Source organism: Rhodococcus tibetensis (genome assembly GCF_024438035.1).
Classification (GTDB): Bacteria; Actinomycetota; Actinomycetes; order Mycobacteriales; family Mycobacteriaceae; genus Rhodococcus_F; species Rhodococcus_F tibetensis.
The window spans coordinates 39298-54261 of the sequence record NZ_JANFQF010000028.1 but is presented as its reverse complement, the minus strand read 5'-3'; the positions used below and the strand labels follow the sequence as shown (position 1 = coordinate 54261).

Genomic DNA, 14964 nt, shown 5'->3' with positions numbered 1-14964 from the left:
GAGGGGCAACATTGGCTCTCCCTACCTCGCACGGCGGCACCGGTGCTGTCGGCGCTGACGCTGTCGCTGGACTGGCTGCGTTAGGCGTGCACGCTCCGGCGGCCGCTGTGGATGTCGCCGGACAACTGGCCGAAACGCTATGGGCGTGTAGCCAGCCGCCAAGCCCGGCTCGGGATGTACTGCTGTCTGCTTTGGCAGGGCGAGTTGGGTGCGGAGTCGAGCGCGGTATGGCTGACCTCGAGCATGCGACTTTCGTTGCACCATCGGACGGCAATGAGCTTCGTGTGGTCCACCTACCAGGACCGGTCCCACCAACGGTCTCTGTACTGATCCGAGAAATCAAGAATTACCGACTAGTCCATCTCTTCACCGCCGATCTCACCGACAATGCCGGTGATCCTCGCCTGGGACGTTGGGGCCGGGATGGATTGACCCTCACACTGGCGACGTCGGACTTGCGGGAGAGAGAGGTCCTTTCTCAATCGCTCGATGCGGGTGATCTCAATCGTCTACGTGCACTCACAGTGACGGTCTTGACGGCGGCAGCCACAGGAGTCGTAGCCGGAGTACTGGACGGATTGGTCGCTGACCACAGGCATCGAGCGACCGCAGGATCAGTGATCGGAAAATTCGCTATGGCGCGGGAGGCACTACGCGGTGTACTTCGATCCGTCGAGTCAGGAGAAACCGGCAAACGGGAACTCGCCATGGCGTTCCTCACGAACCAAGCCGTAGGCCAGACCATCGAGGATCTGAGCGACTGGGCCTTGGAGGCACTCGGTGGAATGTCCTTTTCCCGGAACTCTCCGTCCGTTGCGCAGCTTGCGCTCGCCCGGATTGCCTTACCTGGCAGCTTTTTCCCGACCGCCGGAACTACGCTGATTCCCCAATTGATCGAAGATGCCAGTACACGCGGCGCGGATGGGAGGAACCATGTACATCCCTGAGCACTACCGACAGAACGATCCGCAGGCGATCCGGACCCTGATTCGGGCACACCCTTTCGCAACCCTGATCGCGCTGGTCAATGAGCGGCCCGCAGTCGTGCACATCCCTTTCGTGCTCGATGAAGACGGTGATCGACTACTCGGACACTTTGCGCTCGCAAACCCCCTGACCGAAGCGGTACGGTCCGGCGCAGAGGCCACAGCCGCGTTCGTCGGCCCGCAAAGCTACATCAGCCCTCGCCACTATCTGGAACCGGCCGCGCACTTCCCGACGTGGAACTATTCCATCGTTCACGTCCGCGGAGCGCTCCGCGGGCTCGACCGCACAGAAACCGTGCGCTTCCTACGCACTCTGATAGATACCAGCGAGGGGCCCATACCGGGACCCGACGCAGTCGACATCCGCTCCGGACCGTTGCACCTGTTCGAGGGGTTCCTGGCCCGAGTGATCGCCTTCGAGCTGCCGATGGCCGAAGTCGAAGGTGCGTTCAAGCTCAGCCAGAACAAGACAAGCACGGACCTTGACCGTCAGGTCGAATACCTCAGCGGCGGCACTCACACTCAACAGGAACTTGCCGAACACATGGCCGAAGTGGCCGACGTTCGCCGAACAGAGGAAGCAGGGCAGATCCGATGAACGCCACACCCGAGCCACAGATCACCCGAGACGAGGAGCCCGAGAATTGGTCCAAAGGGTTGGCTCTGGTCGCACACCCCGACGACCTTGAATTCGGCGCCGCCGCGGCAATCGCCCGTTGGACCAGCGAAGGCCGGCAGATCACCTACTGCATGGTGACCCGCGGCGAAGCCGGGATCGACAGCATGGACCCGGACAAAGCCGGCGAAATTCGCGCCCTCGAACAAGTGGCATCTGCTCGCCTGGTCGGGGTGAACGACGTGAGGTTCCTCGACTTCCCCGACGGCGTACTCGAATACGGGCTGCCGCTGCGACGCGCAATCAGCCGTGTAGTTCGCCAGACCCGCCCCGAAGTGATCATCACCAACAATTTCCGAGATGTCTGGGACACCGGCGAATTGAATCAGGCCGATCACATCGCAACCGGGCAAGCACTTCTCGACGGCGTACGAGACGCCGCCAACCGGTGGGTGTTCCGAGAGTTGTTGGACGAGGGCCTCGAACCGTGGGCAGGTACCCAGTGGCTTCTGGCTGCGCACTCTCCCCGATCGACCATTGGAGTCGATGTGACAGAGCACATCGAGTCGGCGCTGGCTTCACTGGCCGAGCACAAGGAATACCTCGCCGGTCTCGGCGACTTCGATGCCATTGACTACGTGCGTACCCTCGCCCAAGAAACCGGGCGGCGGTACGGTGCAGAGTACGCGGTCGAGTTCGAAAAGGTGACACTGGCAACATGACCAGCGGCTACCCGATCAGACCCCTGGAGGAGGACGACTTCCTCCCCATCCATCGCACACTGACCGCATGGTGGGACGACTGGGGTGATCCGCAAGCAGCGAACCAACGGATGTTGCTCCTCCCACGGTTGTTCTTCCAACACTTCGCGGACATCTCCATGGTCGTCACCGACCCTCGTGACGAGGTGGCCGCTTACCTAATCGGTTTCATGTCTCAATCCCGCGCCGGCCAGGCGTACATTCATTTCGTCGGAGTGCATCCCGATCTGCGCGGGCACGGACTTGGAGGACGGCTCTACCGGCGCTTCTTCGAATTGTGCGCGAGTCGAGGGGCGACAAGGGTGTCCTGCGTGACTAGCCCAGGAAACATCAGATCGATCGGATTCCACCGTGCCCTGGGGTTCGAGGTCGCCACCGGCCGTCCCCACTCCGGCGGGTTCGACGTGCAACCGGACTACGACGGCAAAGGCCTTGATCGAGTCTGCTTCGTGCGGTCGCTCGAACCGATCGCCACACCAGACATCGAGAAATCGACATCAGGAGGTGGGCATGACGTTTCTGCACCGTGAGCGTGAGCAACTCGCACGGCTCTTGCCCGGGTTCGACGAGCAGCTCTCTCGTCAGGAACCGGCGAACCTCGAAGCCCGAGGATCCAGCGTGATCCGGGACTTTGCTGCAGCCGGTGGCGCTGGACTGCTGGTACCCCGAGAGCACGGTGGCTTGGGGGCGAACGCAACCCAAGCCACCGAGGTGATGCGTGCCCTCGGCAGTCGTAGCGCATCGGTGGCCGTGGGAACCACCATGCACCACTACAAGATTGCCTGGCTGGCCGAGACACTGCAACCGGAACTGCGTGCGCCCATCCTCGAGCGCATTGCGCGGCAACGACTTCTGGTTGCATCCTGCGGGGCAGAAGGACAGCAAACCGGCGGCGTCTTCAATCCAGGAATCGAAGTCCGCGAGCACCACAGCGGTGTGGTCGTCAACGGGGTCAAGCGGCCGTGCTCATTGGTATGGGACATGGGCATTCTTTCCATGCTGGTCCGCCTACCCGACGGCCACCCAATGTCCGGAGAGATGGCAATCCTCCTCATTGACGCCGACCATCCGCATCTGCACCGACACGAACTGTGGCTAAACGACGCACTCGCCGCCTCGCAGACCGACGAGATCCGTTTGAAGAACGTGTACGTCCCTCCCGAGGCGATCATCCCGATCGGGGCGGACACCGCAGGGAAGGGAGCCAGCGCGAACCTAATCTGGTTTGAAATCCTAATCACGGCAGCATACTTGGGAGCCGCAAGCGGACTGGTCGAGGCAGCCGCGAATGCACCGGGAGCCGGCATCGAAACGGTCCTCGACTCCATAGCGATGCTCGAAGGGGCCTACCTAGCTGTACGTGGGCTCGCGCAACGCGTGGACGCCGGGGACCGCGGGCAGTCCGCCCTGGCCGACGGCATCATCTGCCGCGTGGCGGCACAGCGCGCAATCCGAGAGTCAACCAGTCACGCACTGCGAGTGCTGGGCATACATGCCACTCCCGACAACTTCCGGGCTGCGGCCGCCGCTCGAGCACTTGCCTTCCACCCCGGGGGCACTCGAGACGGAATTCCTGCGTTGCTCAACTACTACAACGGCGGGCGGCTCGTTCTTTCTTGAGCCGCCCGCCATCTACCTGCAGAGAGGCAACCCTGTGACTCAAAACAACAATTCGATTGAGGATGCCTTGGTCGAACTTTGGCAGCGCCTCTTCGGGGAGGCCATCCCCATTAACCGTGACGATAGCTTCTTCGGACTGGGTGGAACCTCAATCCTGGCTGTCCGACTGGTCGAACGGGTCGAGCGTGAGTTCGGGATCGACTACAAGCTCAGTTGGTTGCTCGACGACCCGACTCTGCATGGACAATCCGAACGGATACATACTGAACTGGCTGCTCAGGCTGCGGGCGGCACTGGCGATTTGTGACTCTATACGCCCGATACTTGCTCACGCGACCCCTAACTTCGACACTTCGAACTTGCTCATAGCGTAGGAAACGACCACCGAGACGTTCGTGTATCCGCAAGTACGCTGCGACGGCGCCACCGCGATCAACAACGTCGGCTGCGTGCCCCCCAGGGCCGCTCGATCCTCGAAATAAATGCCGGGGCAGTGCTGAGGCCTTAACTCCTCGACCATGTTCTATGGGCCCAGAACTCGGGCCTTCTGGGAAAGCCCAACAGTGGGTACGGACTACACCGAATCTATGAGTCATACCCGCATACGGGCGCGAACACACGGAGGGCTTGCCCGCAGAAGGAATGGGAGACAGTCGAAGAGATCGGGTTCCGCGCGTTGAGCGCATTCACAAGGGCGGCAGCCGGCAACTACTACCCGCTCGCCGCTGACGTACCTGGCATTTTTCACCGATCGGTGACATCGAGAGGTGCTGGATTTTATCGAGTCCGCGCTCACGAGGTGAACCGGAAAAGGCACTGGGCGAGGACCACGATCCGCCGATCGAGGAGCGGTATTTACTCCACGTTTGGCCCTCGAGTACAGGGGGCGAAGACCGCACGCGGCTTCTTGGCCCGCAGCCCACCTTGCTTCTTTGTCCGCGTGCTGATGACACGTCCCTTCCTGTTCGCGCCCTGGCAGGGATCAGCGGGCCGGCAGAAACACCTGTCGGCGCAACCCGGATGCATGTACGGCGGCCGCAACCCCATCTGCCCGCCCCCACCTGTTCGGACCTCCCGCTCGTGCAGGCAGCCCGGGGTGGCGGTGCGGCCGAAGGTGCCGTCGGGGTGCAGGTGCGCGTACTCCCATCGGTCGGCGCCGGGGTGCTCGGTGATGGTCCAGTCGAGGATGTGGCCGTGGCCGGCGCTGCGTTTCTTCCCGATCGACACGATCGGCGCGAGGAGATCTGCACGTGCGGGCCCGGGATCTCGTCCTCCGGGTAGGCGAAGGTCGCAGCCCAATGCCATCCCTTGTCACCGTCTCCGGTGCAGCGGGCCAGCGGCAGCTCCAGGTCCTCCGGCAGGGTGTCGGGGCTGTAGGGGGTGTAGTCGGTGCCGGAGGCGCGGGCGGCGGCCTTGACGTTCTCGCGCAGTTCGGAGGCGAGGAGGCCGTCGAGGCTGATTGCGCTGATCAGCTACGACAAGCCGAACAAGCCTCCCGGACCGATCCACTTGGCCTTCATCGTGGTCCCAATCCTGATCTTGGTGTGCATCTACTACGACTGGTGGCCCTCTCGCTACGGCAGCTCGGGTTGGGCCGATCCTCTGTTGTTTGGTGCAGCGGCGTTGCTGGTCCTCGCCGTCGTCGGGCTGGTGTGGACAGTGCGGACGCTGTATGTCATCGGCGCGGACCGGCGGTGGTCATGGTGGATCGTGCCCGCACCGGCGGTCGTACTCCTCGCTGTCGCCACGGTGCCGCTCGCGCCACGGTCGTCGTTCGACGACACACGTCCCGAGTTCGAGCAGGTAGCGCGCGAGTTGCTGGCCGATCCGGAGCCGCTCCACAGCCAGCTCGAGATCGGCCGGTTCGATATGCGCACCGCCATGTCGGGCGATGGCGTCGTCTACTTCATCAAGGACGGAGGACTCGGCCTGACGGCGAGCAGCGGGTGGGCTTACTCCCCGAGCGGTACGCCTGCCGGATTCGACGATTTCACCGCAACTCACATCGGCGGGCCGTGGTACGAGTTCATTTCGGTATGGCGACATGACCGCCCAATCTGTCCCACAGAGGGATCCGCTTACGGAACGAGGGCGAACTGCCGCTGGGACGCCCCTTCGTCCCGGCGCGGGTTCCTCGACTGGACATCAGTCGGCATTTCCCCGGTTCCCGCCGGTCGCCGCCGGAATGCCCGCACGGAGGAAGCAAGTACCGTTCCAGCTAACTCACATCTCATCTGCGCGTAACCTACGATTGCGTAACCTACGCTAGCGTTGACTCATGGCGATTTCCGATGTTACGGACTATGCCCACCTGACCGAAGCGGATGTCGAGGCGCTTTGCGGCGAGTTCGACACGATCCGGCGTGATATCGAAGCCTCGCGTGGCGAGCGGGACGCCCGGTACATTCACACCACGATCCGGCTACAGCGGTCCCTCGAAACGGGTGGTCGCGCAGTGTTGTTCGCGAGTTGGTTTCCCCCGGCCTGGCTTGCCGGCACGGCGCTGCTCGGCACCGCCAAGATCGTCGAGAACATGGAGCTCGGCCACAACGTCATGCACGGTCAGTGGGATTGGATGAACGATCCGGAGATCCACTCGTCGTCGTGGGAGTGGGACATTGCCGGAGTGTCAGAGCATTGGAAGCAGACCCACAACTACATCCATCACAAGTACACCAATGTGCTCGGGATGGACGACGATGTGGGCTACGGCCTGCTTCGCGTCACCCGCGATCAGCGCTGGCAGCCGTGGAGCGTCGGCAATCCTGTCTACAACCTGCTGTTGCAACTGTTCTTCGAGTACGGCGTGGCGTTCCAGCACTTGGAGCTGGGCAAGGTAGCCAAGGGCGGTGTCGATCGTGTCGAGTTCGTGCGCAGAGGCCGCGAGGTGCTCGAGAAGGTCGGCAAGCAGATCGCCAAGGACTATCTCGTCTACCCGGCACTGACCGGTCCGGCGTTCCTGTCCACGTTCACCGCGAACCTGACGGCGAACATGATCCGCAACGTCTGGACCAACATGGTCATCTTCTGCGGGCATTTTCCCGACGGCGCGGAGAAGTTCACCGAGGCCGACGTGGAGGACGAAACGCGGGGGCAGTGGTACCTGCGCCAGATGCTCGGCAGCGCGAATTTCGAGGCGGGGCCGGTCGTGGAGTTCATGAGCGGCAACCTCTGCTACCAGATCGAGCATCACCTGTTCCCCGATCTGCCGAGCAACCGGCTGCGCGAAATATCCGTGCGCGTGCGTGCGCTGTGCGAAAGGTACGACCTGCCCTACACGACCGGATCGCTGCCCGTTCAGTACCTGCAGTCCTGGCGCACCATCGCCAAGCTGGCGCTGCCGAACCAGTTTCTGCAAGCGACCGCCGACGACGCGCCCGAAACCGCGTCGGAACGCAAGTTCACCGATCCCAGGCCGCGGATCGACCCGGCCACGGGCGTGCGCCGCGGGCTGTTGACAGCAATCCGCGACCGTGTGGGAGTCTGACATTGCCGCACCGTGGTGCCACTCGAGCATTGGCGACCGTTCGAGAATCTCGCGGGGACGCTCTGACCCAGGTCAACGATGTCGAGCCGAATCTGTCAGGGCGGAAGGCGGTTTATGTGCTTTCCGAGGGGTGGCCTGACCAGTCAGGGATCGGCGGTCACCCGATCACTCGATGCAGGTCGTCACCTTCCGGACCCGAACTCTGTGTGCCGTGGGAGCTCCGGGGAGTGAGGCCACCGGATCGGCCGGGGACGATGTTCTCGAACGAGTATCCGCCGGGGCGACGTACACACCGCCCTCAATTGCACAAATGTTTCAGACGTGACGATGGTCGAGCAGACTTGGCCGACTTGACGAGCACTCAGCTCGTGACTGATGAACGGGCCAACACCCTCAGGTGAGTGCGTCGGGTCGGAAGCGTGCGCCGCACGGGAACGCTCACCCTGGATCCGACGGTGAGCAGAGCGTACGGGTAGAACACCCACAACAGCTCGGCGATCGAAGCGCCGGGGGTGTCGACAGCGGCGAGGAAACCCGAACCCGCGGCGCGCTGCAACGACGTCGAGGTAAACAAGAGTAGTTTGTGTTTCCGACGTGGGGGTAGGCGTTCGGCACACTGCAGAACGCCCGAGAAGGAGAACAACGATGCCACGGCCCCTTGCCGACCAGAGTGAAACCGAACTCGGTGGCCCCCACAGTGTCCTGACCCTCCAGCGACGAGACCACCGAGAACTCGATGTACTACTCCAGCGCATCGACAAGTGCAGCGGCAACCGACGTCAGGATGAACTGACGTCTTTGTGCCGTCTCGTTTTTCCGCACGCGTTCGCGGAGGAAGCCGTGTTATGGCCGCTGGCGCGCCGCACACTTCGGGACGGTGAGAAGCTGACACTGGAAATCGAACAGGAACATCAGGAGATCAACGAGCTGTTCACGAAACTCGATACCCTCGACCCGGATACCTCCGAACATCATCAACTGTTCGCCGAGATCACCGAACTACTCCGGCAAGACGTACGTGACGAGGAAGACGTTCTCCTTCCGAAACTGCAGGAAGCGCTGGATCCACGCGCACTACGCCGGGTGGGACGGATGTGGCAGGTGGTTCGATACACGGCTCCTACCCGGCCGCATCCGACGGTCGCCCGGCGATTGCCGGGTAATGCCCTCGCCGCTCTCCCGCTGACCGGGTTGGATCGTTCGCGGGACCGTCTGGATCACGTATCACGCCGGGCGCCGTCCCCGTTGGCGGCGGGGTGCCGTCGTACGAGCCAAGCCCTCGCGACGGTCGCCGGCGCCATCGAGCACCTGCCACCGCTGCGTAGCGGTGAAGATCCGTCCACGCGTACCTGAACGTCATTGGCGTCCGAGACACGGGGTAGGCGTCCAACGTGAACTACGGCACCCGGCGCGCCGGCCTGTCAGTCCCGCGGTGGCGGCGACACTTCCACTCCGCCGGAGTCGTGTTCGGGTCCGGCGACAGGGTGGTCGGCAGGCACGCGGTTACGGAACGCCGCCGCTTCGCTTCGCTTGCCGGCGTCGGTACCCTTTTCCCCGCGGTACGGCCCTGGCTTCGGACGCGGCTTGCCGCCCGGAAACGCCAACCGCAGGATCGTCCGGTGCACCATGCCCCACTGCTGCATCAAAGGCCCTGAGTTGTACGGCAATTGGTACCGTTCGCAGATGTCCTTCACCTTCGGCGCCACCTCGGAATAGCGGGTGCTCGGCATGTCCGGATAGAGGTGGTGCTCGACCTGGTACCCGAGGTTTCCGCTGATGATGTGGAACAGCGGGCTGCCGTCGATGTTGGCGGCGCCGACCAGCTGACGTACGTACCAGCCACCACGAGTTTCGTCCTCCGCCTCCTTCTCGCTGAAGGTGTACGTCTGATCGGGGAAGTGGCCGCAGAAGATGATGCCGTGCGCCCACACGTTGCGGATGATGTTGGCGGTGAAGTCGGCCAGCGCGGTGGCGAGAAAGGTCCGCTCCATCCCGGGTAACGTGCGGTCGAACACGTCCGCGACCGACGACAACCGGCCGCGGGCCCGCTTCCCGCGTAGCAGTCGGCCCACCCTCGACATCGCCGGCTGCCCGAGTCGCCCGCGGGTGGTGAGTTGCGCGAGTCCGAACGCGCCTGCGCTAATCAGAGGCCAGCCGACATAGTCCTTGACGACCTGGGCGCGAGCCTTACCACCGATCCCCTTGAGGTCCTGCCACACTTCCTTCCACGACTTCTCACCGGAGCGGACCGCCTCGAGGTCCATGTCGTGGAGCGCGACACCCCACTCGAAGAACGCCATCAGCAGAACGTTGTAGAACGGCTGGGCGAGATAGACGGGATGCCACCGCTGCTTCGGGTCGATCCGCATGATCTCGTATCCGAGGTCTTTGTCCTTACCGCGGATATTGGTGTACGTGTGGTGGATGTAGTTGTGCGAGTGCTTCCACGCTTTCGCCGTCGACGCCGTGTCCCAGTCCCACGTGGACGAATGAATATAGGGGTCGTTCATCCAGTCCCACTGGCCGTGCATCACGTTGTGGCCGATTTCCATGTTCTCGAGAATCTTCGCCATTCCCAGACAGGCAGTTCCGGCCAGCCAGGCAGGTTTGTTCACCGAGCCGAGCAACAGGACGCGGCCGGCGACGGCCAACTGGCGCTGTGCGGCGATGACGGACTTGATGTACTTGCGGTCACGCTCTCCGAGATCGGCGTAGATCTCGTCGTGGATGGCGTCGAACTCGCGTCCGAGCGCCTCGATGGTCTCGTCACTCAGATGTGCGAGCGGGCTCTCGATGTCAATGCTCACCAGCAGGTCCTTCCTTATCTTCACAGCTCGATCTCGATGTCACCTTCTGCGGTGTGGACACACGTGCGGACCGCCTGTCCGGCGGCGTCGTCGACCACGGCCCCGGTTCGCAGGTCGCGGAGTCGGCCGGACTTCAAAGTCCCGACACACGTGTGGCAGATCCCGATGCGGCAACCGAACGGGAGTTTCAAGCCGGCGTTCTCACCGGCCACGAGGATCGGTGTACCTCCGTCGACTTCGGTCTTCACGTCGCTGTCCGCGAAGTGGACTTCACCACCCTCGCCGCCGGCGTCGTCGCCACCGATGACGGGTTGGAAGCGTTCCATGTGCAGCCGCTTCGGGTCACCCTGGTCGTTCCAATACTCGACCAGCTGATCGAGCATCTCGCCCGGGCCCGACGCGAACACCTCGCGTTCGCGCCAGTCGGGGCAGACTTCGTCGAGCGCATCCGGCGTCAGCCGGCCCTGCTTCCCGGTGAGGCGTAGCACCAGCTGGAACCCGTCGTGCCGGCGGTCGAGATCCCGGAGCGTCGAATCGAACATGACCTGTTCCTCGGTCCGTGCCGAGTGCGAGACGACAACGTCGTCGACCGCCTTCTTGTGGTCGAGGCTGCGCAACATACTGATGATCGGTGTGATGCCACTGCCTGCGCTGATGAAGAGCATTTTTTCGGGCAACGGATCCGGGAGGGTGAACGTGCCCTCGACCTCACCGAGACGCACGATGTCTCCGGGGCGGATGTCGCGGACGAGGTACGGCGACACTTTGCCGCTTTCCACCAACTTGGGGGTGATGCTGATCAGGCCGTCGTCCGGGTCGGGGTCCGAGGTGAGCGAGTAGGCGCGCCAGTAGTAGACCCCGTCGAGGACGACGCCGAGGCGCACGTACTGCCCGGCTTCGTGCCCGAACCATTCGTACTGAGGACGGATCACCACGGTGGCGGAGTCCGCGCTGGCTGGCTCGACTCGCTCCACCCGTCCCCGCAATTCGCGGGTGGTCCACAGCGGATTGATCAGTTCCAGATAGTCGTCCGGTCGAAGGGGGCTGAACAAGTGCCGCACGGCGCGCAGCATGAATCTGCGCACTACGGGGACTTTGGGACGAGCACCGCGTTCCGCCATGACGACCACCGTATCCATTCGTCTCTGCTCGGGTCAGCGATCCACACGCGATCGGACGAGAAAATCCGCCCGCGGAAATGCCGCTGATGAAATTAGCGCTGTTGTTCTTCCGGCACCGCGTCCGGTTCTGTCGTGTTCCCGTCGCTCTCTCGAAGTGCTCGTCCCTGCTCGATGTACTTCTGGTACTTCTCGGCGTTCTTGTCCGACACGCGGGTGTCCCGCGGCGGAAGTTGCAACTCGTCCTCTGCCGGCAGCCCGGCTTGCAGTTCCCGGCCCCGTTCGAGTTCCGAATCGAGCTCGGCCCCGAACAGCAACGCCAAGTTGGTGATCCACAGCCACAGCAGAAAGACGATGACACCGGCAAGTGAACCGTAGGTCTTGTTATAGCTGCCGAAGTTCGAGACGTAAAGACCGAACAGCACGGAGGCCACGATCCACGTCAGGATCGCTAGGAACGCACCTGCACTGATCCAGCGGAACTTCGGTTGCTTCACATTGGGTGTCACGTAGTAGAGGATGGCGACCGCGCCCACGACGATTCCCAGCACGAACGGCCACCGCGCGATGTTCCACACGGTGAGGGCGGAGTCGCCGAATCCGATCGCATCACCGACCGAACGAGCAACGGGCCCGCTCAGCGCCAACATGACGGCGGCCGCCGCCACGAGCAGAAGTCCGATCAGGGTGACCAGCAGCATCAACGGGCGCAACTTCCACACCGGACGCCCCTCGTCGACCTCGTACATCCGGTTCATGGCACGACCGAAAGCACCGATGTATCCCGACGCCGACCACACAGCGCCGAGAAGTCCGAACACGAGTGCCACACCCGCAGTGGGTGTTTGAACAAGTTGGGCGATGGGATCACGCAGCGTGTCCACGGCCGACGACGGTCCGAGGTCGTCGACGATCTGCAACACCGAATCGGTAGTGCGCTGTCCCTGCCCGAACACGCCGAGAAGCGACACCAGCGCGAGCAGGGCAGGGAACAGTGACAGAACGGCGTAGTACGTCAACGCCGCAGCGAGATCGGTGCACTGATCGCGGCTGAACTCGTGCGCAGTCTTCCGCAGGACGTAACCCCACGACGGCTTCGTCAGCTCCGTCGGCGAGTCCGGTTTGCGGGGATCATCGGGATCCGGTTCGGCTTGTTTTTCATCGACCATCGTCTTCTACTACCCGGGAACTCTCTACCGGAAACGGCGGCGGGGACAGGGTCGGTATCTACGGCCGGGCCTCGTGCCTGGGGTGCCCGTGCGTTCGACGGGCCTCCTTCATCTCGGATTCGAATACGTGCCGCCGTCCGCCGCACAGTTCACCGCGCACGGTGGCCTCACAGCTCCGGAAGGTGGACCAGTAGTGGTCGTCGAAGTCCTCAACGATCTGGAACATCCATCGACCGTGCAGGACGTTACGGCCGACCAGCTCCTTTTCCACTTGTTCGGCGATGTCGTCGCGGCCCGCCTCACGCAACTTCTGGACGGCCTCGTCCAGCATCAGATCGGCATGACCGATCAGCTGGTGAAAGTCGTACAGACGTCCGCGCGCACGTTCCACGGTCTCGAGGGCTTCGGATAACTTCCCGGCCGCAGCGACCTGTTCGTCCGTCGCTCGCTCAGGCCGCGCATGGTCAGGGGGATTCGGGATCTGCTGGTCGGTCATGGACTGCGTGTACCCCATCCGCGCCGGGACGAACGACTCCTCACGAAACCGCAGATTCGGCCGACGATCCGGCGGGTACCACAGCAGGGCGTGAACGCGCCCCGCTCCGACTGTTTCCCCTCGAAAATTTCGGGTAACGCGAGGAACAGACGAAGGGAGTGCCCGTGCACTACATCGACAAGGCGAGAGGGCAGCTCACCGACCTCGTCGGGAAGGTGGTCGATTCCACCACCGGCGGCGGCGGGAACAGTCAGACGCTGACGGTCAGTAGGTCCCGCCCGGAGGTCGAACAGTTCTGGCGCGACCCCGAGAACTTGTCCGAGGTGCTCGGTGATGTGGCCGAGGTCCGGTCGACCAAGCCGGGTAGCTACGAGTGGACGCTGAACGTCGGGGCCGACGAGCACACCACGTGGAACACCACACTTATCGAGGGGGACGGCAATCTGCTGTTCGTCGGCTCTGCGGCGGGCGAGGACTCCGCAGCCGATTCCCCCGAGATCGAGCTCACGTTTCGCGACGCACCGCACGATCTCGGTACCGAAATGACGATCCGGGCGAAGACACCCCTACCCGACATCCTCACCGGGGCAGCGTTGTTCAAGGCCATCTACCGCGCACGCGCGCTGCTGCAGACCGGCGAACTGCCCACCCTCAGGCACAATCCGAGCGCGCGTAAGGCCGCTCGCTGAACTAGGAGATTTGATGCGCGCACTCTGCTGGAACGGTGTCAACGACCTGAAGGTCGAGACCGTCGACGACCCCGAACTGGTCAATCCGCACGACGTCATCGTGCAGGTACGGTTGACCACCACGTGCGGTTCCGACCTTCATTTCATCGACGGGTACCTGCCGGGCATGCGGGAAGGTGACGTGTTCGGGCACGAGTTCATGGGTGAAGTGGTGGACGTCGGCCCCGAAGTCACGGATACCAGGGTGGGTGACCGCGTGGTCGTTCCATCGTTCATCGGATGCAATTCGTGCCGGTACTGCGAACACGACTTGTACTCGGTGTGTGACACGACGAATCCGAATGCCGAACTGCAGCAAGCGGTTTTCGGCTATCCGACGGGCGGAATCTACGGGTATACTCACCCGTTCGGCGGATACCAGGGATCCCACGCGCAGTACATCCGCGTGCCGTTCGGTGACGTCAACTGCTTCACCATTCCCGAAGGCATCACCGACGAGCAGGCCCTGTTCCTCTCCGACGCCGTACCCACCGGCCTCATGGGAGCGGACTTCTGCGACATCTCGCCCGGTGACACGATCGCGGTGTGGGGCAGCGGCGGTGTCGGGCTGATGGCTGCACACACCGCTCGACTCCTGGGCGCGGACCGGGTCATCGTCATCGATCGCTACTCCGAGCGACTTGCACTGGCGCGCCGGGAATTCGGTGCGGAAACCATCGATTACACGTCCGTCGACAGCGTGTTGGAGGCACTACGCGAGACCACCGGCGGCCGCGGCCCGGACGCGTGCATCGACGCTGTCGGCATGGAGGGACACGGCACGGGTCTGCAGCAACTCTACGATCGCGCCAAACAACTCCTGAGGCTCGAATCGGACCGCGCGACCCCGTTGCGCGAGGCAATCCTCTCCTGCCGCAAGGGCGGGATCGTGTCTATCCTCGGCATCTATGGGCTGAGGGACAAGTTCCCCATGGGTGTGGTGACCAACAAAAGCCTGACGATCCGGACGGCACAGCAACATGGTCAGCGGTACATGCCGCGGATGTTCGACTACATCCAGCAAGGCGACCTCGATCCGTCGTACCTCATCACCCACGACATGCCCCTCGAGAAGGCAGTCCGCGGTTACGAGGTGTTCAAGAACAAGCAGGAAGGGTGTGTCCGTGCCGTTTTCCGTCCGTGACCGCCGATGTTTCGGCGGTGACCCGATCGGGC

At 63.2% G+C, this 14964-nt stretch carries 17 protein-coding genes; 11 read left to right on the top strand and 6 right to left on the bottom strand.

The genetic code is table 11. The features are described 5' to 3' along the window. Window positions 1-227: 227 nt before the first annotated feature. Genes NOF53_RS24955 through NOF53_RS24930 form a run of 6 tightly spaced genes read left to right on the top strand, consistent with a single transcriptional unit; the run spans window position 228 to window position 4290 of the window. Window positions 228-947, top strand: a complete 720-nt coding sequence (locus NOF53_RS24955; protein WP_255973898.1) for a hypothetical protein — start codon at window positions 228-230, stop codon at window positions 945-947. Further along, window positions 934-1584 carry an FMN-binding negative transcriptional regulator gene (locus NOF53_RS24950; RefSeq protein ID WP_255973897.1) on the top strand — a complete coding sequence of 217 codons (651 nt, stop codon included), beginning with the start codon at window positions 934-936 and terminating at the stop codon, window positions 1582-1584. Before NOF53_RS24955 ends, NOF53_RS24950 begins: the two co-directional genes overlap by 14 nt. Further along, the gene (locus tag NOF53_RS24945) at window positions 1581-2324 is read left to right on the top strand and encodes a PIG-L deacetylase family protein (RefSeq protein ID WP_255973895.1); all 744 of its coding nucleotides are present in this window, start codon (window positions 1581-1583) and stop codon (window positions 2322-2324) included. Before NOF53_RS24950 ends, NOF53_RS24945 begins: the two co-directional genes overlap by 4 nt. Continuing rightward, a complete protein-coding gene (locus NOF53_RS24940; protein WP_255973893.1) occupies window positions 2321-2893 on the top strand; it encodes a GNAT family N-acetyltransferase in 573 nt (190 codons plus the stop codon). The genes NOF53_RS24945 and NOF53_RS24940 overlap by 4 nt, the downstream gene beginning before the upstream one ends. Then, window positions 2874-3983 (top strand): acyl-CoA dehydrogenase family protein, encoded by a 1110-nt coding sequence (locus NOF53_RS24935; RefSeq protein ID WP_255973891.1) that lies wholly within the window; start codon window positions 2874-2876, stop codon window positions 3981-3983. Before NOF53_RS24940 ends, NOF53_RS24935 begins: the two co-directional genes overlap by 20 nt. A gap of 34 nt (window positions 3984-4017) precedes the next feature. Then, window positions 4018-4290: a phosphopantetheine-binding protein gene (locus tag NOF53_RS24930; RefSeq protein WP_255973889.1), complete on the top strand. Its 273-nt coding sequence runs from the start codon at window positions 4018-4020 to the stop codon at window positions 4288-4290. A gap of 548 nt (window positions 4291-4838) precedes the next feature. Here the strand turns inward: NOF53_RS24930 and NOF53_RS24925 are convergent. Continuing rightward, the gene (locus NOF53_RS24925) at window positions 4839-5288 is read right to left on the bottom strand and encodes a hypothetical protein (RefSeq protein ID WP_255973886.1); all 450 of its coding nucleotides are present in this window, start codon (window positions 5286-5288) and stop codon (window positions 4839-4841) included. Window positions 5289-5372: 84 nt separating this feature from the next. Here NOF53_RS24925 and NOF53_RS24920 point away from each other — a divergent pair, with 84 nt between their 5' ends. Together NOF53_RS24920 and NOF53_RS24915 are read left to right on the top strand one after the other, a co-directional pair. Beyond that, entirely contained in the window at window positions 5373-6227 is an 855-nt protein-coding gene (locus NOF53_RS24920) for a DUF1109 domain-containing protein (protein WP_255973883.1), read from the top strand. 34 nt (window positions 6228-6261) lie between these two features. Continuing rightward, window positions 6262-7470 (top strand): fatty acid desaturase family protein, encoded by a 1209-nt coding sequence (locus NOF53_RS24915; RefSeq protein ID WP_255973881.1) that lies wholly within the window; start codon window positions 6262-6264, stop codon window positions 7468-7470. Between the two features lie 361 nt (window positions 7471-7831). Here NOF53_RS24915 and NOF53_RS24910 read toward each other — a convergent pair whose 3' ends face one another. After that, entirely contained in the window at window positions 7832-8044 is a 213-nt protein-coding gene (locus tag NOF53_RS24910) for a hypothetical protein (protein WP_255973878.1), read from the bottom strand. Window positions 8045-8115: 71 nt separating this feature from the next. Here NOF53_RS24910 and NOF53_RS24905 point away from each other — a divergent pair, with 71 nt between their 5' ends. After that, entirely contained in the window at window positions 8116-8823 is a 708-nt protein-coding gene (locus NOF53_RS24905) for a hemerythrin domain-containing protein (RefSeq protein WP_255973875.1), read from the top strand. 68 nt (window positions 8824-8891) lie between these two features. Here NOF53_RS24905 and NOF53_RS24900 read toward each other — a convergent pair whose 3' ends face one another. The 4 genes from NOF53_RS24900 to NOF53_RS24885 form a co-directional block, all read right to left on the bottom strand. Next, complete coding sequence (locus tag NOF53_RS24900; RefSeq protein ID WP_255973873.1) at window positions 8892-10277, bottom strand: fatty acid desaturase family protein; 1386 nt, start codon at window positions 10275-10277, stop codon at window positions 8892-8894. A 20-nt stretch (window positions 10278-10297) separates the two neighbouring features. Continuing rightward, on the bottom strand, window positions 10298-11398 hold the full coding sequence (locus NOF53_RS24895; protein WP_255973871.1) for a ferredoxin reductase: 1101 nt from the start codon (window positions 11396-11398) through the stop codon (window positions 10298-10300). A 92-nt stretch (window positions 11399-11490) separates the two neighbouring features. Further along, entirely contained in the window at window positions 11491-12564 is a 1074-nt protein-coding gene (locus NOF53_RS24890; RefSeq protein WP_255973869.1) for a YihY/virulence factor BrkB family protein, read from the bottom strand. Between the two features lie 58 nt (window positions 12565-12622). Further along, on the bottom strand, window positions 12623-13060 hold the full coding sequence (locus NOF53_RS24885; RefSeq protein WP_255973867.1) for a hypothetical protein: 438 nt from the start codon (window positions 13058-13060) through the stop codon (window positions 12623-12625). A 164-nt stretch (window positions 13061-13224) separates the two neighbouring features. Between NOF53_RS24885 and NOF53_RS24880 the strand changes: the two genes are divergently transcribed. Then, window positions 13225-13749 carry an SRPBCC family protein gene (locus NOF53_RS24880; protein WP_255973865.1) on the top strand — a complete coding sequence of 175 codons (525 nt, stop codon included), beginning with the start codon at window positions 13225-13227 and terminating at the stop codon, window positions 13747-13749. A 13-nt stretch (window positions 13750-13762) separates the two neighbouring features. Further along, complete coding sequence (locus NOF53_RS24875) at window positions 13763-14932, top strand: zinc-dependent alcohol dehydrogenase (RefSeq protein ID WP_255973863.1); 1170 nt, start codon at window positions 13763-13765, stop codon at window positions 14930-14932. Window positions 14933-14964: the final 32 nt, after the last annotated feature.